This is a genomic window from Candidatus Tisiphia endosymbiont of Nemotelus uliginosus (assembly GCF_964264835.1).
Lineage (GTDB): Bacteria > Pseudomonadota > Alphaproteobacteria > Rickettsiales > Rickettsiaceae > Tisiphia.
The window spans coordinates 1,352,677-1,377,696 of the sequence record NZ_OZ183485.1 but is presented as its reverse complement, the minus strand read 5'-3'; the positions used below and the strand labels follow the sequence as shown (position 1 = coordinate 1,377,696).

The window sequence follows — 25,020 nt, the reverse complement described above, 5'->3', positions numbered from 1 at the left end:
TTAATAAATCCGTATATGTCCGGTTAGGAATTGATTTAGGGTGCCAGACAAAATAATGTTTATAGTAGGTTTAATAGGACGAAACTTAATCGCATATTCTTTTAATCTCTCTTGAACTTCATAAGCAAAAAACTCTTGCCTCCTATCAGTGTGAATACGCTGTATTGGGAATGGCATACGTTCCATTACCTGATCTAAAAAATCTAAAGTATTTTCTGCAGTACGTCTTTTATATAAAGCTAAAACCTTATATCTAGTACAATCATCTATAGCAGTGTACTGATATAAATTGTTAGCTATTTTGCAAACATCCATTTGTACTCTTTCTCCTGGTAGCTTGCAGTTATACCTTTTTGCTTGTTTACGGTAATGGCGCTTCTTCTGTAAATATGGAACGTCACTATTCTTAAAAATCTTATGTATAGTAGCTAAGAATAAAGGCATCTCATACAATCTTTTTATCTCACTTTGAACTCTCCTTACCCCTAATTTTCGTTCGCTTCGTAACGACAAGATAAGTTTCTCATGGTCTATTGTTACCTTTCTTTCTATTTTATGAGGTGCACGGCTATGCTCTTTTAAACTATCTATACCATCTTTTTTATATCTCCTTAGCCACTTCCTTAAAGTAGGTCTAGAAATACCGCATCTACGGCATGTTATGCCCGCATCCTTTAATTCTTGGTAAGATTTTATCCAGCCTAAACGTGTTTTTTGTAGTTTGTCCATTTGGACATTCTAGCATATCTTTATTTTGAAACAATCTCCATGAATCATACATATTTGATTTTAGCTTCTGCAATATGTTGTTCCTTTTGATCCTGAGTTTTGGTTTTTTGGTAAAATGCGTCTGCCGCCAGATCTTTTAGCCAGGTTGCTTTATTTTGATAGTTATTAGCCATGCCAACCATATAGAGGACAGGCGTTATCTTCTATCCCAGATTCATCAAGATATACTAGCTTTTCTTGTGGAATTTGGATGATCTCTGCCTGAAACTTCTCTCTTGCTACTATATCCCTCTTGGGGTGATAAAAGGTTTTTTTATATGTGTAATTAAAGCTTTTTAAAGCACGCTTAATTGTTGAGCTCGACATTCTATTGGGCATTAGCTCTGCAATCTCTTTTATACTTTTTCCCTCATTTATCTTCATGAATTCTAAAAACTCTGTTTTATCTTTTATTAGCTTCCGACTATATCCATTCTGATAACCAGACTTAGCTTTGATATCACCAGTGCTTTCTTTAATCTTCTGCCATTTATATACTGTCTCTCTACAAATCTTAAATATTCCCATTATCTTTGCTACTGGCATCTTAGATTCTAGGGCCGATATAACTCTTATGCGTAATTCATATGGATAAGGTGATGCCATGTATTCTCTCTCTTTATTATCTTCCCTAAATCTTATATCTCTTCCCCCTTAACTTGTCCATACCTCAATGACTTAAGCTATACTTCGGCAGTAGTATAATAACTTGTTACCTTGCCATCTTGGTGGTATAATTTTACTAATCTGGGGGAATTCATTACTTGTTTTATTACTTGCTCTTGTATTGTGTTATCCTCTAGTTTTTGCAAGGCTTGCCGTAAGTCTTTTTGACTAAAAATAGCTTGGTATGGCACTGTTAACAAAATAAATTATAAGCTTTAATAAGAGCAAGAGCGATAAAGTTGAGGAAGGTACAGTCAAGTTTATCAAATCGCATAGCAATTCGTTTGTTTTCTTTAAGTCTCCCAAAAAGTCTTTCAATAATATGTCGTTTTTGATAAAGCTTAGTATCGTAAAAATCTTCTGGAGTTAAGTTAGAATCATTAGGTAAATATACACCTTTTAAGGGTATAACTTTAATAAAATTCCTAATGGCACTGTTAACAAAGTAATTTTTCTAGATAATTTTTATCTTTTTTGCTATCAAATTTTGATAATCTGCCAAATTTAAGTCACTAGTAGTGTAAAAAACTACAATAATTTTGGTTCTAAAACGTTATTATTAGCCGATTAAGGAACTTTGTTAACAGTGCCATATTATGCCAAGAGATCCGGTAACAGCACTAGAAAAACTGAAAAAAATTGAGGAGAAAAAACAAAAAGTATTAATAACCCGCAGAGAGGATTTATTAGAAATCGTTAATAGTTGTAATGCCATGACTATTGATGATCAGCTACTTGCAGGATTCCTACTATTTGCTATGAATGAGCAGAATAAACAACATCCTATATTAAAGGAATTTATACAATTAGCTAAAACTACTCTCGATCCCCGTAAATTATTAGCTAAAAAGCACAGGGCTGCTAAAACAAACTCCAAAACTAATGGCTAACTGTTATTACTAATAGTTTTCAGTAGAGTAGGAAGATAGAGTTAATCTATTTGGTATTGCAGGGCAACTTCCTTACCGCAAAAAGCCATAGAGATCTTTATGATCTTTTTAACGTGTTTATGTTCCTTGATTTTAGTATCATATCTCTTATCATTGATCTGTGATAAACCAGACTTAGCTACGGATTCTAGCTCTTCGGTAGACTTAGAAACCTTGTACTCAATAATAATAGCGTTCTCAGCCCTACCTACTTGAGGAACTAAGATAATATCAGCTCTACCATCCCCTGTTTCTTTTTCACTTTCTATGATATAATCAGGTGCAAGCATATTAATTAAACCAAGCATAAAACCGCTATAAAATAGTTCAGCTCTAGTAATGCCTGTTTGATGAAAACTAGTGGCGTTTAACAACCACTTCTGTAGTTTTTCTTTAAATTCCTCTAGCTTGCCTCTAGGTAACAAGTTAACAAAGGAATAATACCGTGAACTATCGATCTTTAATTGATCAGTAACCCATTGTAATACCCTTGTTTCATAGATATATTTTACTTCTTCATTAGGGATGGATAACTCATAGATATTTTTCTCGTGGCTTTTAGCAGTTGGGTTTAAGTAACCGCTAAATAGCAATAAACTAAATAGCCCTACTGGTTTATTAATGTCAGCAAAACTTATTTGTTTAACAATAGTTGAAGTAATATTTTTACCAGTAATTAAATCCTGTAAATCTTCCTGCATTTCATCTGATAGTAGCGCTTTATCAACAAGGGAAGTACCACCGCTATCTAACCAGTAATGATCTAACTTACCCTTATGTGCAAGACATTGCATAATTGACCATGGATTGTAGATTATTTCTCCACCAAAAGTATAACCATTATACCAATCTTTAATTTGATTAGGATTAGTTTGAGTTGGTACTTTTCTTAGTAATGCATCGACTTCTTCTTGGGTAAATCCATAGAACTCAGAAAAATTCTCATCAAGTAAGGTATATTCACTAACATTATTTAGATCTGAGAACAAGTTAGCTTTAGCAATACGTAATATGCCAGTAATGACTCCTTTTTCTAAGGATGTATTGGTTTTTAGGCCACTACCAAACATTCCTTGGAATAATTCAAGTACCCGCTCGAATTCTTCTGGCCTGGAGCCAAACTTAATGTACGAACTATTGATCGGCGTATCATATTCATCGATTAGTATGTAAACTTTCTGACCAAAGTGCCTAAAAAGTAATTCACTTAAAAATTTCAAACTACTTTTTAGATCATCTGTATCAAGTTCTCCTGTAAAGTATTTCTTCAACTCCTTTTTTTGTACATCTTGTAGCAACCCTGTATTTTTTCTTATGTACCGTTCTAAATATTGGTGCTGTAAAAATAAACCTATAATTTGCCGTTTTATTCCATTCTCAATTTCCTGATAACTACTACCTTTAACATCTTTAAAGTTTATGGAGATTACAGGATAATTACCTTGTTGAACCATGGCATATTCATTACCATTAATCTTTAAAGGCGCAAGAGTCATTTGACCCTTAATACCTAAATCTACTGTCCCACCCGTAAATAGCTTGTTATTTAACTTCTGATCTTCCGGTAAGGGTACGCCTGTTTCATCCAACTCTATCTCAAAAAATTTCTGGAGCATATTCATATTCAAGCTCTTACCCCAGCGCCTTGGACGGGTAATAAGAATCACTTTACCACTATCTTGTAGTATTTCCATAATCATTAGGCTTTTATCTACGAATACATCGCTATTAACTACTAAATCATAAAACTCATCGGTACCTACTAACATTCTAGGTAGCTTATTACTAGCTGGAAGAGGAGTAATAGCTTGATGTATTGAATTAGTATCCGAAAGTTTACTGATCATATTAATTGATTATATTTGAGAATTATTCTAGATCGTTATACGTATAAGAAATTATAGCATAATTAAGTTGGATACTTAAGTAAATTTAAGCAAATAATCTATTGCTGTAAGTTTATGAGTCTTACAGCAACTGTTGTAGCCTAACTAGTATAATCCGTACTACTTGGTAATTTCACTGGTATTTTACACTCAACAGTAGTGGTTTTTTCTTCTTCACTTGATAATTCAATTGCACCGTTCATTTCATGGATCATCTGTCTCACAAACATTAACCCTAAACCTAGCTCTTTACACTGGGTAGAAGAACTAAGACTACCGAGCTCTTCACAAATATGTTGCTGTTTTTCTTGAGAGATATGGCATAAATCGTTAAGGTGCTGACACTATATGTATCTCCAAGTGTGCATATCTATTATGCCTTTGGTATGTTATCTTGTTTGTATCCTACTGATCTAAGCTATACCAATACCAGTATCATGGACAATAAACTGTAATATCCTATCGCTATCATCTTGTGCTTGCCTGTTATCAGCAAAATCATTTTCAGTTGTTCTTAATCTTTTAGCAGGAAATAAATTAGCGGTAATTACGATAACTCTTTCTTTAGTAAATTTAATACTATTGCCAACTAGCTGATCCAATATTGCTTGCAATCTATAGCTATCACCTACCAAAACATCTGGCATTTCGTAATGAATATTAGAGACTAGTCTTATTCCCTTATATAATGTGCGGCTGGTGTGGCTTTGTCTATAGATTGCTCTATTAATTTTTTAGGATTAAATTCTTTTAAAGCTACAGAAGTTAGCCCTGTATAACATTGCAAAAACTCATATAGATCATTAGAGGAATCCAGCAAAGCTTTAGCCGCTTCCATAATGCTAGACAAATGATTGTTTACTTCAGGATTTTGCTCCCCCTCATAAAGCGCAACTAATTGCGCAAAAGTTCTCTTACCAGGAGTACTAATGTTATTGCCAATATTTTTGAGCAAATTTATTTGAATTATTTCAGCTGTCTGTAACTTTGCTTTTATTTGTTGCAATTCCAACTCTAGGATGTTAAATTTAGTAATATCAACATAATGATCGTGACAGCTAATTATGCGAATCTCTTGTGCAGATGCTGGGGTCGCTGTGGCAAATATTGTAGGTAACCCCGACTATGGATAAGGAGAGGAAGAAAAGAGTTGAATAAAGAGTAGGAAGTGTTATTAAACCTTAGAAAAAAAGCAAGCAATAAGGTTTAATAACATGTGTAAGTATAGTACAATTTTTACAATAGTAGATGATTTTTGTAAAATTTATCAAGAATGGAGAAAACATAAGTTGTTACAAGGCAACAGACAACGTATAAGAGAAGGAAAGTTATCGCTAAAAAGCAATATCAATAATGATATTTTATCATTTTAGTCCTTATAAAAATTTAAAATTATATTATAACTCAGAAGTAATAAAAGGATCTTTATTCAGCAACCCACCATGTTATGACCGATTTATTCAATTAATTCCATCATTATTTATACCGCTTATAGTAATGATGCATTATTTAAGTGGCAATAAGACTGGTATATATTATGTGGACTCAACTTATTTAGCAGTATGTAAAAATATTAGGATTACAAGTCATAAGACTTTTGCAGGGCTTGCAGCACGAGGGCATAGTTCTATAGATTATTTTTATGGATTTAAACTGCATATGATTATTAACAATCAAAGTGAAATAATAGCTATTAAAATTACTCAAGGTAATGTAGATGATCGTAAGGCCTTTGAAGCTATGGTAGTGAGTAAAGGTCTGATAGGTAAATGTTATGGGGATAAAGGGTACTTATCAAAAGAGCTTTTCTGTCGACTGTATCACCGAGGGTTAGTGTTAATAACTGGTATAAAGAAAAATATGCAGAACTATTTAATGCCTATAATTGATAAAATAATGCTTAGAAAGCGTTTTATCATTGAGACAATATTTGGCTATATCAAAGAGCAGTTTAATATAAGACCTAACAAGCACAGATCACCAACAAATTTCTTTGCTTCTTTATTTGCTGCCTTAATTGCTTATCAAATTAAACCTACTAAACCTAAAACCTCTTATCCATAGTCGGGGTTAAATATTGGTTACTATTAGCAGAAATATAATCGATAGTAGAAGAGGAAAAGTTGACTAATTGCTGCATAACCCTGCCTGCTGAACATCAGTTCTAGAAAGGGTTTTTGAGCAATTATAGTACCTATAACTTAATTGCAAACCAGCATATAGGCAGCATACGGATTTTTGAAGGCAATTATAAAATTCTAAAAAGCTGAGAGGTATATGGTCGGGGCAGAGAGATTTGAACTCCCGACCCTCTGGTCCCAAATCAGACGCTCTAATTTTTGCGACCCCACCACTATCATTTATATAAGAAGTAGATACAGCATTATTAGCTTGTATTTCAACTGCTCCAGCCTGAACACTCATGGCATTATTTTCCCTATTATCAAGGTTAAAGCTTAAAGTGTAGGTAAAATTGCATTACCTGTCAATCTTTATTCATATTATGGCCATACCTTGTAATAAAAACAGCATATAAGCAGCATAAAGTTATCAAGAAACATAGCTTCTTATAACAACATTGTTAATATTAAAATCCAGTTTTGCAACTAAATATAATATTAGGATAAAACCATTTTAATAATTAATAGACCTTGTACAAAATGTTTAAAAATAGTTAAAACTAAAATTTAACAGGTGAAAACAAGATTATATTTAGTAAGATAAAAATGCTTATATAGATTAAGAACTTAATTCATTATTTAGAACAGAAATATTTGAGGTAATAGTACACTAAAGGTTTATGCTAAAAAAACTACTATTACTTTTTATAACTATGTTAACATAATTACTAGAAATATATAATACCGTGTCAAATGCAGCGTTTTTTCAATAGAAGGTTAATTCCGTATATAGTGACTATTGTTATATTTTTATTGTATAACATGAGCATATGTCAATATCTTCAATATAATCAAAAAGAGAAGGATAAGTTAGTTCTAGAGGCTGTTCAACATAATATAATCACTTTATTAGCAACAGACATAGAAACAGCTTTAAATCCAAGTTTATTTGATAAAACTTTTTTGCTCCTTAAGAAATTTATTAATCAAGATAATGAATCAAGATTAACTCAAAATGGCTTATTTAATTTTATCTTATCCGATCAATCTGCACTTTATGTTAATAATTTCAAAAATATGTTGATATTTGATTTACAGAATTTAAAAGACATAATTGCCAAAATATTTCCAACTTATCTTCTTTATAAAATAGAACTTAATGGCAATAATATAATTACTAATAATGTTAATAACCATAATTATTTAATAACCAAACATCATAAAATTAATAATAATACAAAGCTTTTAGTCAAATTGGATATTAATCCTAACTCTAATTATTATTTCAGTAATACTAATAAATTATACAAATATTTATTCTTAAATATAACGGTTTCTCTTATCCTTTGTCCTATCATTTTATATCTATATCTGCAAACAAGGCTCAGTACTATCTTAAAGATAGAACAATTAGAAGATGATTTATTCGCTCTAAATAAGATGAATAATGCCTTAAATTTATATAAAAAAGCTAGTAAAAACTTAAATAGTTTTTTTATTAGAAGTGCAACTGAAGAATATATAAAACAACAATTAAAAGTTGATCATGATCAGGAAATTAAATTAGACAAAATAGATCCCAGCAACTATTTATTTCCAATTTGTTTTACTAATCATTTTACAACAGAGATTGATGTTAAGAAATTAATTAGTTATCTGCAGGATTATTTTGCAGATCATTTTTTATATACTGCCATAACATATCAATATAAATCAGATAAACTAGTAATAGATTGTGGGCAGCATGTTTTTTACCAAATAATTTTTAGTATAGTTTATAATGTGCTAAAATTTATGGAAGATCAAAGTGATACCCCTAAATCATTATTGATAACATTTACTACTGATAAACTGATTATTTCTCACGAAGGGTTTGTATTAACAGAAGCAACAATGATAAATTTATCTAACAGTTTGATTTTAGAAACTATAGATCCATTTTTACTAAGTTGTAGTAAAATATTTCAATCTTTAAAGACACATGGATTAAACTATAAAATATTTACTGAAAATAAAAAAAATATAATAGAAATTGCATTACGTAAAAATATTATCACTAATAAAGATAAAACTAAGGTAATAAATTTTGCAAAGTACAAACAAAAAAATGAATTACCTGAACTTGAGTGAATAAAAATGTCAAAATATCTCCTAATAATAATGGTATTAATTATGCTTTATACTGCAGTTGCTCAAGCAAAAGTATCTAATCTTGTGACACCAGTAAGCTATTTTGTGGATCATGTTAAACAATTAACTTCACTTAAGAATAATTTAATCAAATATAGGAAAGCAAGTATAGTTGGTATTAGTGGCATGGGTAAGACACAGCTTGCTAGGATGTACGCTTATGAGAATAAGGATCATTATAAGCTTATTTGGTTTATTGATTGTAATTTAGACATTAATGAAGAATTTCTAAAATTAGCTAAATTAATTAACGAGAAAGCTAAGACTAACTTAATTTTAGAAGATGTATCCTCTGTCAAAAAAGAAGTAATATCTTACTTATCAACCAAAGATAAGTGGTTATTAGTATTTGATAATTTAAAAGTTAAAGAAAATTACAAGGTGAAAGAATTCATTAATTGGGAGCATAATGGTCATATTATTTTTGGTTCTCAAGATAGTGAGTTATTACCTAATATAGTCAAGATGACTGCCTTTGCAAAAGATGATGCGATTACTCTTGCTAATAATATTTTAGAAAATAGCGATTTACAATTCGCAGAATTCTTGAGCCAAGAATTTGCTGGTTACCCGATCCTGATAGTTCAAGGTGCGCAGTTGTTAAATCAAGTACCAGGTTTAGATAAAGAAGAATATAAGAAAAAAATCCAGCAATCTACTGATAAAATTAAGTTAAATATTACTTTAGCTATTAAGGAGTTAAAACCAAGTGCTAGAGAGTTGTTAAATAAGATAGCTTTAATTAATAACCAGGCTTTTTCTAAAGATTTACTACGGATTATCACTGATGATCAAAACCTTCTAGGTGATGATATTTATCAATTATCTAAATTTGCTTTGATAGCTAACATTGATCCAAATGAAACTAATCCTATCTTTGAAATGCATGATGTTATAGCTCAAAAAATAGCAGAAATTAATGGTGAAAAAGTTAATAAGGTTTGTTTAGATGAGGTGATTTCCAGATTAGTAAATGCTGTACCAAAAAGTATAGTACAAGCTCGGGCTTTTAGAAATTCTAAAACCATAGCAGAAAATATTGCCGTAATTTCATCAAATTCTGAAAAGTATAGTATAAGCTTATATAAATTAATGGAATTAAATTTACAATTAATAGTACAATATGTTAATTCCTTAGACCTTTATAATGCAGAAAAATTAGTTAATTGGTTTAATCAAAATGATCAACAAAGTAAATTTAAATTGTGGTTAATGAATAATGATGAAAAAAGCAGATATGCTGCATATTTAGAATTAATAGGAGCATATTATAGAAATGCTACTAATAATCACCTAGCAGTTCAATATATCACTAAAGCAAAAAAAGTATTTGAAGATGTAAGAGGCTATGAAAACTATAAAAATAGTACAGTTTTATGGTTAGCAACAACTAACATTCTATTAGGACGAATTCAGGAAGCAGAAAAAAATATTCAAGATATCGAACAAATGTGCAACAAAAGTGTAAATGACAAAAGTGATATAGGATTTATTTTTAGTGCTAAAGCAAAATTGTTCTTTATACAAGGAAAATATATTACATCACTAGAACTGATTAATAAAGCTATAGAATCATGTATTAAAAATGGATTGCAGTCTGATGACCTATTTTTTATAAACCCTTATTTATTTAAAGCAGAAGTGTTAAATTATCTTAAGAAATATCAAGAAGCTTTTGCTCAAACTGAGCAGTTGTACCGCATGTGTAAACCATCTCAGAAAGAAACTCAGGAGGTATTCGGTCGTATATTTACTCAAATGTCGAGAGCTAAACTGGGACTTGGTAATGCTCAAGAAGCTCTAGAATATGCAGAAAAAGCTAAGACTATCTTTATTAACGATCCCAGCAGGCCTAATAATAGTCGAGAAATTGCAGTATCACCTGATATATATTTAGCTAAAGCATGTGTTGCTGAAGCAGATGCTTTAGCAGCTCTTGGTCAAAATGAAAAGGCTGCTAAGTCTTATCTTGATGCAGAAAATTTTTATTGGAATAACTACCGGGAAAATATCGGTAATGTTGATGAAGTAAGCAGCATGTACCTAAGCGCAGCCAAAGCTAGCTGTCATTTGCACGAGAAAGCTTGGTATATTAAATTTCATGATCAGCATATAAAAAAATTCGGCGCAGATCACCCTAGAAGTATTGAAATACTAAATATGGATGATACTTGCTATCCTGAATCTCAGCGTTGAGAATATTTTTGCTTCAATATCCATTTGATAAATTTTTCATCAGCTACAGGTAATTTAGATTCCACAGAATAGTCAAATACCTCATTAATTATTGAGGTAACATCCATACCTGAAACTTTTAATTGTTGTGCTTTAATTTCAGCAATTACTTGCTGCGCTACTGTTGTTAACAAATCTAAATCTTCTGATGTTAGAGATGGATAGCTGCTTGTTGCCATAGTAAACAGGTCTTTTACTGTTAACCCAAATACATCAGCTACAGCTTGTAATAATTCTGCTGAAGGTTTTTTGGATATTCCCTTAATAATATTATAAATATTATTTTTCCTCAGCCCTGCCTTTCTTTCTAAATCAGCTATCTGGTAATTATGATCTTTAATTAACTTTTCAAGATTTTTTTGTAATGCAGTATAAGACATGTAATTACAACCAATTCAGTTTATATATATAACTATTTATACATATAATTTAATATTTTTCAGTAAAAATATCAAAAAATATATTGATAATAATTTTTAGCTATAATATAGTTATATCTATATAATAAAAATTAATAGTTAATTAAAAGTAAAATAATCAAAAATAGATCATATATACATAATAAAATTCAAAGTATGTTTATATAAATATACTCTTAAGGAGTGAGAAAAGAAATAACTCGTTAATAGATTATGCAGAGAAAATTATAATAGAGATATTTAATACAATGACAAACTAGTAAGTACTAACCAGTTTGGCGACTAAAAGTACTTACTAGCTAAAATGAATTAGCTAAACACTATTTGAGTATTTAGCAATAACACTAAAATTAAGGTTATAGTTATGACTATACACAAATTCTATTTACAGAGCAAATTCATTTTGTTCTATCTTCTTAATCTCCTAACCCGACCCCAGATCAATTGTAGATCAAAAATACTACTTTTTTATATATTAGCAGCCTTTAGGGGTCATCAAATGAGATCTAGGCATTATGCAAATTGAAAAAGTATTTAACGTAATCACTATTGTGATAGCTATACTCTATACGGCAATAATGTTTAATTTTCTTATGAAGATAGAAAAACAAAATTTAGTAAAACAGCAACAGGACATACCGTTAAACAGGGAAACTACTAACAATAAAGAACAAAGGGAACTTCAAAATACTATAGTTTTACAGAATGAAAACTAAGCTACATGGTTCCAGTATATTAACCAGTAATCCTAGAGATTGTGTTGATTTGAGAACATAGATAAAAAATTACTGCCACAATGATGCATTACATTAACAAGAGACTAACAAACTTAGAAAGATTCATTATAACACCATTACAAAATCATTAAAAATTTAACTTTAATTGGATGTATAAAATATGACAGAAAGATTATTAAATTTTACGAAAGATGCTTTATATAAAATTGAACCACCAAAAGCAAAAAGAAATGTTTATAGAGATACCAAAGAAACAGGCTTAATTTTGATAGTATCATATGGTGGTAGTAAAATATTTTATTTAGGTAGAATGATTCAAAAAGAATATTATAGAATAAAGATAGGACGTTTTCCTGATTTGTCTATTGTGGATGCTAGAGCAAAAGCAGCTGAATTAAAAAGTCAAATTGCAAAAGGGATTAACCCTACAAAAGAGAACAATACAGTATCTAATGATCTAGATGACTTACCAACACCTGAGGAATTGACTTTTAAGGAACTTTTTGACAAATATATCGATAATTACGCCAAACATAATATTAAAAGATGGCAAGATCGTATTGCAGCAATGGATAGGCAAGCTAAACATTTTTATTCATTGAAAATTTCTGATATACAAAGAACTGATATTCAGGAAACATTTAATGATCTTACAAATGTTGGTAAATATACTGCTAACCGATTTCTTGAAACGTTAAGTTCTATATTTAATAAAGCTATTGACTGGGAACTATTGGAAAAAAACCCTATTACTGGAATTAAGAAGCATAAAGAACAATCAAGAGATAGGTATATTACTAAAGAAGAAGCACCACGATTTTTCCAAACATTAGAAGAAGAAACAAATCAGTTAATGAAAGATTTTATTTTGATTTCCTTATATACAGGAGCACGTAAAAGTAATGTATTATCTATGCGCTGGGAAAATATCAGTTTTATTGATAAAACATGGTACATATCAGATACTAAGAATGGTGAACCGCAAACCGTGGTGTTAATAGATGAAGCAATAAAAATATTGCAAGATAGGAAAACACAAATCACAAGTGAGTGGGTATTCCCAAGTAGCACAAGTAGTAGTGGTCATTTACAAGAACCAAAAAAAGCATGGAAAAGAATTTGCACAAGAGCTGGATTAAAAAATTTAAGATTGCATGATCTTAGACGAACATGTGGAAGTTGGATGGCAATTAATGGAGCAAGTCAATATGTCATTGGTAAAGCTTTGAATCATAAAAATCCTAAATCTACAGCAATATATACACGATTAAGCTTAGATCCTGTACGAGAATTTATGGAAAAAGCTACTGGTGCTCTCACCACTTCAAAGAAAAAGAATTGCAACTAATAATTAATACCTCACAGAGATCACTAATTATTTCAGGTAATCGTTCAATTAAACTTAGTATTAGATTGCCAAGTCGAAACAATCATCATAGAATTATTTTGGCCTATAAGGACATTATAATATTTCATAGCAATCTCTGTTACTTCACAACTGCAGTTAGATTGAATAGCTAACTCTAAACATTTCATTCTTAACTCTATATCATTATTCAACATAATTTTTGCTACACTCAAATTCAACTGGTAAATATTAACAAATCTAACTGAATTCAGCAACAATTAGCTGCACTAATAACTGGATTTTACTCTGCTGTCTCCCAATTAACGCATTCCCCAAGAGTTTTAGAGTTTCCTCTGTTAATCTGTATAGATCTGCTGGCAAACCAATTTTGAGAGAGTTAATGTCACAGCTCATAGTACCCCACACTTATTGTTGAAGTTGAAAGGCATGCATAATGTGTTTTCGTAGTAATGAAAACAACATAGCAGGGGTATCACTTAACGAGTTATAAAAATAATCTTTTATCCAATCAAATCCGTAAGTAAATAATGAGTATAATTTACGACCATGTTTTTTGATCTTTATAGGATAAATTTTGTTCTTAATGTCACCAGCAAGCACGCAAATAGCTAAGGATAAAGATACTATTGCAAATAGTTTTTCCAGCTTTTTTTGATCTGTAATGTGGGTATCTTCAATATTAAATCCAGATGACTTGAGAGACAGAAAAGGTCGCTCAATGCTCCACCTCTGCTTATATGCTAGCAAAGCACATTCACCAATAAGCACATTACTAGCAATAAATAGTTGCTCTCTTTCTAATTGCAAACAAGTTATTTTAATTGCCATACCATTGTAAATTTTGCTTTCTATAGTTTTAGTGTCACCCATTTGCATATCGGCAAAACATTTATTCAACTTCATCTTGCCACCGTTGAAATGCTTGACCTTCTCACTTTTTCTTAGCCTGATAGCAAAAGGTAATTTTTGGATTCCACCCATATATTGCAACCATTCCTCACCAACAAATTCCCGATCGGCAAGGATAAGCTCTATCATTTCCTTAGGTATAATTGTTAAAATTTGCTCAATCAATTTCTTTCTTTCATTAGTAGAAGAGTTGCCTTTTTTATCAAGTAACAACCATGCTATAGGAATTGAAATATTACCATAAACGATAGTTGCAACAAAAAAATTCAAATTTTTAATACCAAATTGCCAGCTGGTTCTATCTATGGCAAGGCTAATTTTACCTGTTAGACAGAGCAATTTAACAATAATTTTCCCTAAACTTATAAAGCACATATTTTGTTCTAAAAGCAAACGCTCAACTTTAACAATCTTGGCATGCAAATTGCCTTTAGAAGCGACATACAGTGCTAATTCTTTGATTCTCACAGTTTTAGCTTTTACTACTGCACAAATTAATTCTGCAAATGTTTTAATTCGTGCTGGGTGCCAATCTAAAAATATGTATAATATTTGGTATAGTGATTGAGAGTCCATTAATACCTCCTGTTGCTTGTTTCTCAGCGGAGATTAGTGACTCTCAGTCACTTATTCAATTTATTATTTTAACCCTCCTGTAAAATCTGTGGGGTACTATGGTATTGTCTATATTAATACTCTTCTTATTCAGCAAGTATTATCTGAGCCTCACTGGCGAAACAAACTGACTCCTGAAGATTACAGGGCATTAACACCGTTACTTTCAACGCATATTAATCCATACGGTTTGTTCCCAATTGATTTTAACCAACGTATATTAATATATTCGCAAGCTGGGTCGGGGTATTACCGATGACAATAATAAACCGTACTCCTGTAAGAGAAAAAGCCAAATACTTTTTGAAGGATTTAAAAAAGGAACAACCAGATTATAATTACTTGAGAGAATTATTTAGACATATTCGTAAAGAACTCGATATAACAGTAGACAATAGCACCACAAAGAAATTACCTTATGTACCAACAGAAGAGGAAATTAGTAAGTATTATAAGGCTGTATGGAAATCAAGAAATATGAAGCATGTAATAATTATTAAGACGTTACTTTATACTGGGGTACGAGTATCGGAATTGGTAAAAATAAAAATATCAGATATAGATTTAGATAGTTGTCAAATTAGAATTAACCACGGAAAGGGTAGTAAAGATAGAATAGTTCCGTTTCCTAATGCATTTACAGAAGTATTAGCTGTACACATTGAAAGTGCAAAGAAAAATAAGACAGTTTACCTATTTGAATCTAGTTGGAAGAAACCGTATTCTGATCGAGGTATTAGGAAAATATTAATGAATTACACAAAAGAAGCTGGCATTGAGAATTCAATATCACCACATAAATTACGGCATTTTCTTTTTACATGGATGAAGAAAAAAGGCGTGGATGATGCATTAATCCAACCTTATTCGGGGCATGATAGTCGTCAATCACTTGAAATATATTCAAAATTATCACTCGTAGACTGCCAACCAGAGTATGAAAAAAAGATTAAAGAATTCCCTGTTTAAATGTGGCGGCTCATCGCAGCTACCTTAACACTAGTCCTAAATTGAGCCATCTTTATCTATTACATAGTGGACGGACAGAATTGTTTTCTTTAATGGCTGCGTATTAGCTTCTTGCGAAAGTAGCATTTTAGCTAATGTCGCCTCAAGTGAATCAAATGACCAAGTTTGAATAATATATTGAAGTAAGGAGTTGGGTTTTCGATCAGCATAATAATTACACTTACCAAATTCTAAATTTGTTTTTTTCCCCTGATTATCTAATGAAAATTCAGGGTTAATTCTTAAGTAAGTCTTGTTTATGGTAGGCTCCGTATTGTGTGAATATTTGGACATAGTAACCTCCAGCTAAAAAATGATATATATTTTTCTGTAGTAAAGCAGGACTTTGGGGCAATATATGTTTACATGTGCAGCGAGCTCATGTATCAATTAGACTTCTTGCATAAGTCGTATCGAGATGGTAATTTGTCCGTCGAGCCTAACTCTCACATAGGTCTAAGTACGCTACGGGTCGAGGTTCCGTCTCTTCTCCACATGCCTTGCTCGATGCGAATTCTGCAAGAAGGCTATTATGATTTTATGGTTAGATTCACAAAATCATAATAGACCCTGACGCTTACTCTATTTTATCGTATAATATCAATCTTTTAGTTGAAATACTAGGAAAAATATTTACGTTCTTTGATAATTTCCTCGTTACTAGTGGTTTTAGTATCATTGCTTTGCCATTTTTTAGCGAAAGCTCGCTTATTGTTGTTATGATCTCCACTATCTCTACTATTAGAGCTTTCAGGATTGCGATTTATTTTCCCATCCGTTAAGGGAGACGTTTCTACATCTATATTTTTAATAGTTAACTTTGCTTTTCCCTTATTATCAAAACCTATCAGTTTAACTCTTACTACCTCTCCATGTTGTAAAACACTAGAGACAGATTCAATTCGTTCTTTGGAAATTTCACTAATATGGACAAAACCATCCCGATTAGCTGAATAATTAATGAAAGCCCCGGCTTCTAGGATTTTAACTACGGTGCCATTAAATATATGGCCTATTTCAGGTTCAAATATAATCGCTTTAATTTTAGCAATAGCAGCTTCTAATTTGTCTTTCCATATTGCAGAAATAGAGACATTGCCATCGTCACTTATATCAATTTTAGCAGTTGTAGTTTCACAAATTTCTCGGATTATTTTCCCGCCTGGTCCTATAACATCTCTTATTTTTTCTTTATCAATTTTAAAAGTGTGAATACAGGGCGCATATTGGCTAATATTTTCATTTACTTTATGAATGACTTTATGCATTTCTTGTAAAATGTGAGTACGGCCTATTTTAGCTTGGGTTAAAGCTTGTTTCATAATATCAAAAGTTACGCCTGCTATTTTGATATCCATTTGTAGTGCGGTAATTCCCTCTAGGCTACCGGCAACCTTAAAATCCATATCTCCTAAATTATCCTCATCTCCTATAATATCTGATAATACTACAAACTGTTCTTTATCTTTAATTAACCCCATAGCAATGCCAGCTATAGGCGCTTTAATTGGTACGCCTGCATTCATCAGGGCCATAGAACCACCGCATATAGTAGCCATCGAGGAAGAACCATTGCAAGAAGTTACTTCGGATACCACTCTGATAGAATAAGGGAATTGGTCTTTAGTAGGAAGCACAGGGTTTAACGCGCGCCAAGCTAATTTACTATGACCTATTTCTCGACGGCCTGGGGCTTTCACTGGTGTTACTTCTCCTACGCAGTAAGGCGGAAAAATATAGTTCAGCATAAAGCGTTGTTTATATTCTCCGTCCAAGCTATCAACAATTTGTTCATCTTGGTTGGTTCCAAGCGTTGTGACAACTAAACTTTGTGTCTCTCCTCTCGTAAATAAACTAGAGCCATGGGTTTTGGGTAAGATTGATACTTCACATTGGATATTTCGGATCTCATCTGGTTTTCTTCCGTCAATACGAAGATTGGTTTGTAATATATCTTGCCGTAATATTGCTGATTCTATTGCTTTAAAAGCAAACTCAATTTGAGCTTTAGTGATATTATTATTAGCCAAATCTGCTGCAAAATGTTGAAGAACTTTTTCTAGCACTTTTGTTACTGCGATATTTCTTTCTTGCTTTAATTTTATAGAATATGCTTGTTTGATATCCTCCTGGATTAGGCTTCTAATTTGTTCTTGTAAAGTAACAGGATATAAATCAGTAAGGGGTAATTTTGGTTTACCCTCAGTTTTGACTAAATCTTCGATCATTTCAATTATGGGCTGGCATGCTTTATGACCAAACTCAATAGCTTCTAGCATCTGTTCTTCTGATAATAAATTAGCTTCCGATTCTACCATCATCACTGAAGTTTTAGTGCCTGCCACTATTAAGTCTAATTTACTGTTTTTTAATTGATAGAAAGAAGGGTTTAATACTAATTTATTTTCTATTAACCCCACTCTGCTAGCTGCTACTATCTCTTGGTATGGCGCACCAGATAATGCTAGGGCTGCTGATGCTCCAATAATTGCTAATATATCAGTATTACATTCAGGATCATATGATAAAACCGTGCATATTACTTGGGTTTCGTTTAAAAAAGAAGGGTGAAATAATGGCCTAATAGGCCTATCTATTAAACGTGATATTAAGACTTCTTTTTCGCTGCTTTTACCTTCAGTTTTGAAAAAGCCTCCTGGGATTTGGCCAACTGCAAATTTCATTTCTCTATAATGTACGGTAAGAGGGAAAAATCCTATTCCTTCTCTTGCTTCTTTTGCACTAACGGCAGTACATAATATAACGGATTCTCCCATCTTTGCCATGACGGCACCATCAGCTTGACAGGCCACCTTGCCCGTCGATAATTCTATTATTTTACCACTCAGTTCTATCTTTCTTGTTATCTCTTTAAACATTATTATTCCTTATTTAATTAATAAAAAGCCCGGCCTAAGCCGGGCTTTATTTTATTTTCTTATTCCTAGCTTGCTGATCAATTTCAGGTAATTATTTAAACTTTTTTTCTTTATATAATCTAACAATCGTCGCCTACGACCGACTAACATTAATAAACCTCTTCTTGAAGAAAAGTCTTTATGGTTAGTTTGAAAATGTTCTGTTAAATTATTAATTCTTTCAGTTAGAATTGCACATTGTACTTCACTGGAACCGGTATCATTTTCGCTAGTAGCATATTGCTCAATTATTTGTTGTTTGCGTGTTGCTGTAATCGACATCATTAATCTCCATTTTTATTAGGTTAAATACTCGAAAAGAATTGAAACAGTTCTCGTTAACGTTACCGATTGCCAGTAAAGTATCATTATATTTCAGCCATATTAAATCAATATTTTTTGGATAGTCGAAATAACATTTTTGTCCATAAATGATCTGTTGTGCTTGTTCCAGGGTAACGCTAAGAACCAGGATGTCGTCCAGTACTGCTTCAATCTTTATGCTGTGTTCTACAAGAAATTTTTTTATAATATCTTGATTAGATTTCTTTTCTGTTTCTACTTCTGCTAGAGGACTGGAATAGGATCCTAAATTCAAATCCTGACATATATTTAAATATGTCAGGGCCTTGCATTTTGCACGCCTTTCAAGTTCTCCAGCTATTGTGATTTTGGAAAGAAGCCTAGTGTCTAAGTCAAGTTCAATTAATCTAATCGCCTCTTCTGCGGAAAATAAACCAACTTTAGTGCGATGTAATTCTACCACAAATCCTAAACTTTGCAAGGATAAAGCTATGTCTTCCGCTAGAGACCTTATATATGTCCCCTTAGAGCACTCAACCATATAAATAGCTTGTTTATCTTTGTGGTTGAAATTCAGGCATTCAAGGTGATATATTGTTATATTACGAGGCGCTAATTTTAGGGGTGAATTTTCCCGGGCTAATTTATAAGCTCTAACCCCATTAATTTTGATAGCAGAAAAAGCTGGCGGATATTGTGATAATGTACCGATAAAATTTTTACATATATTAAAACATTGTTCCTTTGAAGGAATAGTATTAGTAACGTTTATTATCTTACCACTACTATCGGCTGTATCAGTTTTCTTACCAAATTCTATGGTAAAGATATAAGTTTTTTTTGCATCTACTAGCACCCGTACTAACTTAGTAGCTTCACCAACAGCTATAGGTAATACTCCTTGTGCCTCTACATCTAGAGTTCCACAATGTCCTACTTTGCTTTTGTTAAAGTAGCTTTTAACTATAGAGACCAGTTTAGCTGAGCTAACTCCCTTAGGTTTATAAATATTAAGCCAAAAATTGTACTGAGAGGCTAAAAATATCGATGTGTTTTTTTTATCTAAATTGCTATCCATTTATTGTTGCTTTATTTTTGCTTGGGCTGCGGCAATTCTGGCAATAGGAATGCGATAAGGTGAACAGGAGATATAATGCAAGCCGACTTTTTGAAAAAAATCTATTGATTCAGGATTACCTGCATGCTCACCACATACGCCCAATTTTAATTTAGGATTAGCTTGTAAGCCACGTTGCACAGCTATCATGATTAATTCTCCTACCCCTTCTTCATCTAATTTATTAAAAGGATCAAAAGAAAAGATTTTTTGCTCTAAATAATTCGGGAAAAATGATGCTACATCATCTCTGGAAATACCATAGGTGGTTTGAGTCAAATCATTAGTGCCAAAACTAAAATAATCTATTTCAGAAGCAATTTTGTTAGCCTGTAGAGCTGCTCTTGGGAGTTCAATCATAGTGCCAAGAGTTAAATCAAATTTGCATTGATAAGTTGTCTCTATATCAGTAATAGTGTTACTTAGATGTTCTTTTAATTTTTTTAGCTCATCAACCTCACTGATTAAGGGGATCATTAATTCGAGAATAGTATTTTTGCCTTCTTCGACTTGTAACTCCCTGGCAGCCGTTAAGACTGCTGTTACTTGCATTTGATAGATTTCAGGGTAGGTAATCCCTAAACGGCAACCTCGATGTCCTAGCATAGGGTTTACTTCATACAATGCATGCAAGCGTTGCTGCACAGTACTTAACGGTAAATTCATAGCTTTAGCTAGGTTTTGCTTGTCAAGTTCAGTGGTCGGCAAGAATTCATGAAGAGGCGGATCAAGTAACCTTATATTGATAGGTTTATCATGCATAATTCGAAATATTGCCTTAAAATCTTGTATTTGTAAGGGTAATAATTTCTCTAGAGCATGTTTTCTATACTCGTGACTAGGAGCAATGATCATTTCTCGCACTAAAGGAATTTTATTGGGGTCAAAGAACATATGTTCTGTTCTACATAGCCCAATTCCTGTTGCTCCAAATTTCATAGAAGTAGTTGTATCTAATATAGTTTCGGCGTTGCTTCTCACTCTTAAAGTGGCGATCTCATCTGACCATTCTAAAATAGTTTGAAATTCCTGAGTAAAAGTAGGTGAAATTAATGGTGCTGCTCCTAAAAATATTTTGCCAGTAGTGCCATCTATAGTGATTACATCTCCATAGTGTATTATAGTGCCACCTACTGTGAAGTGTTGTTTTGTTTCATCTATTATAATATCGTTGGCTCCACATACACAGGGTTTCCCCATGCCTCTAGCTACTACCGCCGCATGGGAAGTCATACCGCCCTTGCGCGTTAGTACTCCTGCGGCAATATGCATACCATTGATATCCTCAGGGCTAGTATCTTGTCGTACTAAAATTACTTTATGATGATGAGACATTTTTTCAGCGTCGTACGGTAAAAATACTACTATTCCTGTTGCCGCTCCTGGGGAAGCAGGTAAACCTTTAGTAATCGGGTTAGTGGTTTGACTATAATCAATGGCTGTATGTAAAAGCTGATTTAGTGATTCAGGTTCAATACGCATTACTGCTTGTTGTTTAGTGATAAGTTTTTCCGCTACCATATCGGTAGCAATTTTAATACTAGCTAAAGCGGTTCTTTTAGCTATGCGTGTTTGTAATATATATAATTTACCTCTTTCAATAGTAAATTCTATATCTTGTGCATCTGAATAATGTAATTCTAGTTTTTTGCAAATTTGCTGTAGTTGGTTAAATGAGTCTGGCATAAGATCTTGCATCGAGCGATCTAAATCTTGGTCAGTCGAAGTAAGAGAGCTAGGAGTTCTGGCCCCTGACACTATATCTTCTCCTTGAGCATTTATTAAGTATTCACCAAAAATTTTATTTTCTCCAGTTGCAGGATTGCGAGTAAATACTACGCCTGTTGCAGAATCATTACCAAGATTACCAAAAACCATTGCTTGGATATTAATGGCTGTACCCAAACTATCTGGTATATTATTTAGTTTTCTATAAATTATCGCTCTTTCACTCATCCAGGATTTTAATACAGCTCTGATGGATTGTTCCAGTTGCAAGTATGGGTCTGTGAAATCAGAGGTCGAGTTATTTAAGATAATATTTTTAAATTCCTCAATTATCTGTTTTAAGAATTCACAAGTAAAGTCACTTTCTTGATATATATTATGTTTATTTTTATGAATTTCCAATGCATCCCCAAATGTCCACTTAGGAATTGTTAGCACCATAGAACCATACATTTCTAGGAATCTACGGTAACTGTCAAGAGCAAATAGTTCGTTATTAGTAGCATTGAGTAAAGCTGTACATACTTTATCGTTGATTCCAAGATTAAGTATAGTATCCATCATCCCTGGCATAGAAGCCTTGGACCCCGAACGTACCGATAGTAATAATGGTTTTTTAGTATCACCAAAGATTTTTTCGGTAGTTATTTCTAAGTTTTTAATTGCTAGCTTAAGATTTTGAGTAAAATCTTCAGGTAAATTATGATTATTTTGGTAAAAATAATTACATAGTTCAGTGGTAATAGTAAAACCTGCGGGAATAGGGAGGCCTAAGTTGGACATTTCCGCAAGTCCTGCACCTTTGCTGCCTAAAATATCGGCCATTTGAGCATTGCCATGACTTCCTTGAACACCAAAATAGTAGATCCACTTATTCATAAATACCAAAATAGTTTTTGCCTGTAGTTATACAATATGGAATGATAGGGCGCAATGTTAAAAACAAAAACCTATTAGTAATTATTTGGTTGGTTGCTTTTTCAGCTTTTTTAAAATATTATTAACAGGGTAAATTTTTATTGATGAGAACAATTTATGCTATTAGAAGAGTAGGTGAGTTTTTGTGAAGAAAATTAATACTCATATCTCAATTTTAAGAAAATAATATGTTTATTAAAGAATTTCAACGTCGAGGATTTTTATATCAATGTACTGATTTAGAAAGATTAACGGAAGTGATGAATCAGGGTAAGATAGCTGCTTATATAGGTTTTGATTGTACTGCAGAATCTTTGCACGTTGGTAGCCTGATGCAAATTATGATATTGCGTTTATTGCAACAATATGGTCATAAAGCTATTGTCATTATCGGTGGCGCTACTAGTAAAATTGGAGATCCTACTGGTAAAGATACTGCCCGCAATGCTTTAACCAAAGAAGAGATTGCTAAAAATGCTGTAGGAATCAAGAATACTCTTGCTAAATTTATTAAATTTGGCAATGGTACTGATGAGGCTTTATTGATTGATAATTCCCAGTGGCTAGAGTCCTTAAATTACTTAGATTTTCTCCGGGATTTCGGTAGTTTTTTCTCAGTAAATCGTATGTTATCGATGGATTCTGTGAAATTACGCTTAGAGCGAGAGCAGCATATGAGTTTTTTGGAGTTTAACTATATGTTGTTACAAGCTTATGATTTTTATCATTTAAATAAAGAATATGATTGTTCTTTGCAAATAGGTGGCAGTGATCAATGGGGTAATATAGTAATGGGAGTTGATTTAACAAAAAAGCTAACGGGAAAAGAGGTATTTGGGATCACTACTCCTTTATTAACCACAGCCGCAGGTCATAAGATGGGTAAAACTATGGGGGGAGCTATATGGCTCAGTAGTGATATGTTAAGTCCTTATGAATATTATCAATATTGGAGAAATTGTCTAGATCAAGATGTAGTGCGCTTTGCTAAGATATACACTGAGTTTAGTGAAGAACAGCTGCAAAAATTTACGGCCCTTACTATTTCAGATATTAATGCTGCCAAAAAACAGTTAGCTTTTAATTTAACTCAAATTTGCCATGGCAATCAGGCTGCCCAGTTAGCTTTAGAAACTGCAACTAAAGTGTTTGAGCAAGGGCAAATGGGTTCTAATTTGCCAACTATAGATATAATAGAGAATAAGTTAGGGATAGGTATTGCAGCTTATGAATTGTTGCATGAAGCAGGCCTTGTGAGTTCAAAAGCTGAAGGACGTAGGTTAATTAGAGGTAAAGGCGCTAAAATTAATGACCAAGTAATTGCGGATGAAAATATTATTATTGATAAGAGTTTTGCCGATGAAAAACAAGTGATAAAAGTTACTTTGGGAAAGAAAAAACATTTCTTATTGAGGGTAACATGACAATGCGTATTAATAATTGATGGTTAGTTTGTTAATAATTTTTGGCCATAAATCAAGAACTCCTGGTTGCCTTTTGTTCCTAAAATAGGACTTGGTATTACTCCGTATATATTAAAATTACAGCTCTCTAGCCAATAGCTAATCTCATTACATACTCGTTGGTGCAAAAGGGGATCGCGTACAATTCCTCCTTTTCCTACCTCGGTTTTTTCCACTTCAAATTGGGGCTTAATCAGAGCAATCAATTTACAACTAGATGCTGCTAGCGCAATGGGCGTAGGTAATATTTTAGTCAAGCTAATAAAGCTGGCATCACAAACAATAAGATCTGGAGGTAGGGTAATTTGGTCTATGGTTAAGTACTAGCATTTGTTCGTTCAATAACAGAAATTGCCGGATTATTACGTAATTTGTAATGTAATTCCCCGTAACCGACATCTACTGCAAAAATCTTTTTAGCCTTTTTACGTAATAAAACTTCAGTAAAACCGCCAGTACTAGATCCTATATCTAAACAGATTAAACCTTGAGGATCAATATTAAAATGTTCTAGTGCAGCGATTAGCTTTAAGGCGCCCCGTGACACGTAGTCATGCTTTGGTTGTTTTATAATAATATCAGGAGGATTTAGAGAAATTTGCGTGCCAGGCTTTACACTAACTTTTTGATTAATATACACTTTGCCTTGGATTATCAGACTTCTAGCTAGCTCAATATTATCAACTAATTTTAATTGTACTAGATATTGATCAAGTCGCATC

Annotated in this window: 25 protein-coding genes and 1 pseudogene; 9 read left to right on the top strand and 17 right to left on the bottom strand. The window is 32.5% G+C overall.

Features of this window, described 5'->3' with window-relative positions:
- The 4 genes from ACFELV_RS06055 to ACFELV_RS06040 all read right to left on the bottom strand — a co-directional run bounded on the left by ACFELV_RS06055 (nt 1) and on the right by ACFELV_RS06040 (nt 1,634).
- Nucleotides 1-729: a DDE-type integrase/transposase/recombinase gene (locus ACFELV_RS06055; RefSeq protein ID WP_375327183.1), complete on the bottom strand. Its 729-nt coding sequence runs from the start codon at nt 727-729 to the stop codon at nt 1-3.
- Nucleotides 730-773: 44 nt separating this feature from the next.
- The gene (locus ACFELV_RS06050; RefSeq protein WP_375327182.1) at nt 774-902 is read right to left on the bottom strand and encodes a hypothetical protein; all 129 of its coding nucleotides are present in this window, start codon (nt 900-902) and stop codon (nt 774-776) included.
- Nucleotides 895-1,374 carry an IS630 transposase-related protein gene (locus ACFELV_RS06045; protein ID WP_375327181.1) on the bottom strand — a complete coding sequence of 160 codons (480 nt, stop codon included), beginning with the start codon at nt 1,372-1,374 and terminating at the stop codon, nt 895-897. Before ACFELV_RS06045 ends, ACFELV_RS06050 begins: the two co-directional genes overlap by 8 nt.
- A 77-nt stretch (nt 1,375-1,451) precedes the next feature.
- The gene (locus ACFELV_RS06040; RefSeq protein WP_375327180.1) at nt 1,452-1,634 is read right to left on the bottom strand and encodes a hypothetical protein; all 183 of its coding nucleotides are present in this window, start codon (nt 1,632-1,634) and stop codon (nt 1,452-1,454) included.
- A gap of 396 nt (nt 1,635-2,030) precedes the next feature.
- On the opposite strand from ACFELV_RS06040, the gene ACFELV_RS06035 reads away from it, so the two are divergent.
- Complete coding sequence (locus ACFELV_RS06035; RefSeq protein ID WP_375327179.1) at nt 2,031-2,324, top strand: hypothetical protein; 294 nt, start codon at nt 2,031-2,033, stop codon at nt 2,322-2,324.
- Between the two features lie 41 nt (nt 2,325-2,365).
- Here ACFELV_RS06035 and ACFELV_RS06030 read toward each other — a convergent pair whose 3' ends face one another.
- From ACFELV_RS06030 to ACFELV_RS06015, 4 genes are all read right to left on the bottom strand, one after another.
- Nucleotides 2,366-4,210: an AAA family ATPase gene (locus ACFELV_RS06030; protein WP_375327178.1), complete on the bottom strand. Its 1,845-nt coding sequence runs from the start codon at nt 4,208-4,210 to the stop codon at nt 2,366-2,368.
- A 140-nt stretch (nt 4,211-4,350) separates the two neighbouring features.
- A complete protein-coding gene (locus tag ACFELV_RS06025) occupies nt 4,351-4,566 on the bottom strand; it encodes an ATP-binding protein (protein WP_375327538.1) in 216 nt (71 codons plus the stop codon).
- A gap of 96 nt (nt 4,567-4,662) precedes the next feature.
- Nucleotides 4,663-4,896 (bottom strand): hypothetical protein, encoded by a 234-nt coding sequence (locus ACFELV_RS06020; RefSeq protein ID WP_375327177.1) that lies wholly within the window; start codon nt 4,894-4,896, stop codon nt 4,663-4,665.
- Between the two features lie 26 nt (nt 4,897-4,922).
- Nucleotides 4,923-5,255 (bottom strand): hypothetical protein, encoded by a 333-nt coding sequence (locus tag ACFELV_RS06015; RefSeq protein WP_375327176.1) that lies wholly within the window; start codon nt 5,253-5,255, stop codon nt 4,923-4,925.
- A 347-nt stretch (nt 5,256-5,602) separates the two neighbouring features.
- Between ACFELV_RS06015 and ACFELV_RS06010 the strand changes: the two genes are divergently transcribed.
- The 3 genes from ACFELV_RS06010 (at nt 5,603) to ACFELV_RS06000 (ending at nt 10,755) form a co-directional block, all read left to right on the top strand.
- Nucleotides 5,603-6,313, top strand: coding sequence for an IS982 family transposase (locus ACFELV_RS06010; RefSeq protein WP_375327175.1), 711 nt, complete (start codon nt 5,603-5,605; stop codon nt 6,311-6,313).
- Between the two features lie 878 nt (nt 6,314-7,191).
- Nucleotides 7,192-8,499 (top strand): hypothetical protein, encoded by a 1,308-nt coding sequence (locus tag ACFELV_RS06005; RefSeq protein ID WP_375327174.1) that lies wholly within the window; start codon nt 7,192-7,194, stop codon nt 8,497-8,499.
- A 6-nt stretch (nt 8,500-8,505) separates the two neighbouring features.
- Nucleotides 8,506-10,755: a tetratricopeptide repeat protein gene (locus ACFELV_RS06000; protein ID WP_375327173.1), complete on the top strand. Its 2,250-nt coding sequence runs from the start codon at nt 8,506-8,508 to the stop codon at nt 10,753-10,755.
- Here ACFELV_RS06000 and ACFELV_RS05995 read toward each other — a convergent pair.
- Nucleotides 10,746-11,174 carry a helix-turn-helix domain-containing protein gene (locus tag ACFELV_RS05995; RefSeq protein ID WP_375327172.1) on the bottom strand — a complete coding sequence of 143 codons (429 nt, stop codon included), beginning with the start codon at nt 11,172-11,174 and terminating at the stop codon, nt 10,746-10,748. The genes ACFELV_RS06000 and ACFELV_RS05995 overlap by 10 nt on opposite strands.
- A 554-nt stretch (nt 11,175-11,728) precedes the next feature.
- Between ACFELV_RS05995 and ACFELV_RS05990 the strand changes: the two genes are divergently transcribed.
- Nucleotides 11,729-11,929, top strand: coding sequence for a hypothetical protein (locus ACFELV_RS05990; protein ID WP_375327171.1), 201 nt, complete (start codon nt 11,729-11,731; stop codon nt 11,927-11,929).
- A gap of 181 nt (nt 11,930-12,110) precedes the next feature.
- Nucleotides 12,111-13,298 carry a tyrosine-type recombinase/integrase gene (locus ACFELV_RS05985; RefSeq protein ID WP_375327170.1) on the top strand — a complete coding sequence of 396 codons (1,188 nt, stop codon included), beginning with the start codon at nt 12,111-12,113 and terminating at the stop codon, nt 13,296-13,298.
- A gap of 258 nt (nt 13,299-13,556) precedes the next feature.
- Here the strand turns inward: ACFELV_RS05985 and ACFELV_RS05980 are convergent, their stop codons facing one another.
- Nucleotides 13,557-13,712 carry a hypothetical protein gene (locus tag ACFELV_RS05980; RefSeq protein WP_375327169.1) on the bottom strand — a complete coding sequence of 52 codons (156 nt, stop codon included), beginning with the start codon at nt 13,710-13,712 and terminating at the stop codon, nt 13,557-13,559.
- A gap of 12 nt (nt 13,713-13,724) precedes the next feature.
- Nucleotides 13,725-14,804, bottom strand: coding sequence for an IS4 family transposase (locus ACFELV_RS05975; protein WP_375326208.1), 1,080 nt, complete (start codon nt 14,802-14,804; stop codon nt 13,725-13,727).
- A gap of 88 nt (nt 14,805-14,892) precedes the next feature.
- Between ACFELV_RS05975 and ACFELV_RS05970 the strand changes: the two genes are divergently transcribed.
- Nucleotides 14,893-15,102 carry a Tn3 family transposase gene (locus ACFELV_RS05970; RefSeq protein WP_375327168.1) on the top strand — a complete coding sequence of 70 codons (210 nt, stop codon included), beginning with the start codon at nt 14,893-14,895 and terminating at the stop codon, nt 15,100-15,102.
- Complete coding sequence (locus ACFELV_RS05965; protein ID WP_375326202.1) at nt 15,099-15,812, top strand: tyrosine-type recombinase/integrase; 714 nt, start codon at nt 15,099-15,101, stop codon at nt 15,810-15,812. Before ACFELV_RS05970 ends, ACFELV_RS05965 begins: the two co-directional genes overlap by 4 nt.
- 36 nt (nt 15,813-15,848) lie before the next feature.
- On the opposite strand, the gene ACFELV_RS05960 is transcribed toward ACFELV_RS05965, so the two are convergent.
- The 5 genes from ACFELV_RS05960 to ppdK all read right to left on the bottom strand — a co-directional run bounded on the left by ACFELV_RS05960 (nt 15,849) and on the right by ppdK (nt 22,796).
- Complete coding sequence (locus ACFELV_RS05960; protein WP_375327167.1) at nt 15,849-16,145, bottom strand: hypothetical protein; 297 nt, start codon at nt 16,143-16,145, stop codon at nt 15,849-15,851.
- 326 nt (nt 16,146-16,471) lie between these two features.
- Nucleotides 16,472-18,730, bottom strand: a complete 2,259-nt coding sequence (pnp, locus tag ACFELV_RS05955) for a polyribonucleotide nucleotidyltransferase (protein ID WP_375327166.1) — start codon at nt 18,728-18,730, stop codon at nt 16,472-16,474.
- A 51-nt stretch (nt 18,731-18,781) separates the two neighbouring features.
- Nucleotides 18,782-19,051, bottom strand: a complete 270-nt coding sequence (gene rpsO, locus ACFELV_RS05950) for a 30S ribosomal protein S15 (protein WP_375327165.1) — start codon at nt 19,049-19,051, stop codon at nt 18,782-18,784.
- The gene (truB, locus tag ACFELV_RS07815) at nt 19,014-20,150 is read right to left on the bottom strand and encodes a tRNA pseudouridine(55) synthase TruB (protein WP_410521660.1); all 1,137 of its coding nucleotides are present in this window, start codon (nt 20,148-20,150) and stop codon (nt 19,014-19,016) included. Before truB ends, rpsO begins: the two co-directional genes overlap by 38 nt.
- Nucleotides 20,151-22,796 carry a pyruvate, phosphate dikinase gene (gene ppdK / locus ACFELV_RS05935; RefSeq protein ID WP_375327164.1) on the bottom strand — a complete coding sequence of 882 codons (2,646 nt, stop codon included), beginning with the start codon at nt 22,794-22,796 and terminating at the stop codon, nt 20,151-20,153.
- A 227-nt stretch (nt 22,797-23,023) separates the two neighbouring features.
- Between ppdK and tyrS the strand changes: the two genes are divergently transcribed.
- Nucleotides 23,024-24,259, top strand: a complete 1,236-nt coding sequence (gene tyrS, locus ACFELV_RS05930) for a tyrosine--tRNA ligase (protein WP_375327163.1) — start codon at nt 23,024-23,026, stop codon at nt 24,257-24,259.
- Between the two features lie 23 nt (nt 24,260-24,282).
- On the opposite strand, the pseudogene ACFELV_RS05925 reads toward tyrS, so the two are convergent.
- Nucleotides 24,283-25,019 (bottom strand): annotated as a pseudogene (locus tag ACFELV_RS05925) (TlyA family RNA methyltransferase).
- Nucleotide 25,020: the final 1 nt, after the last annotated feature.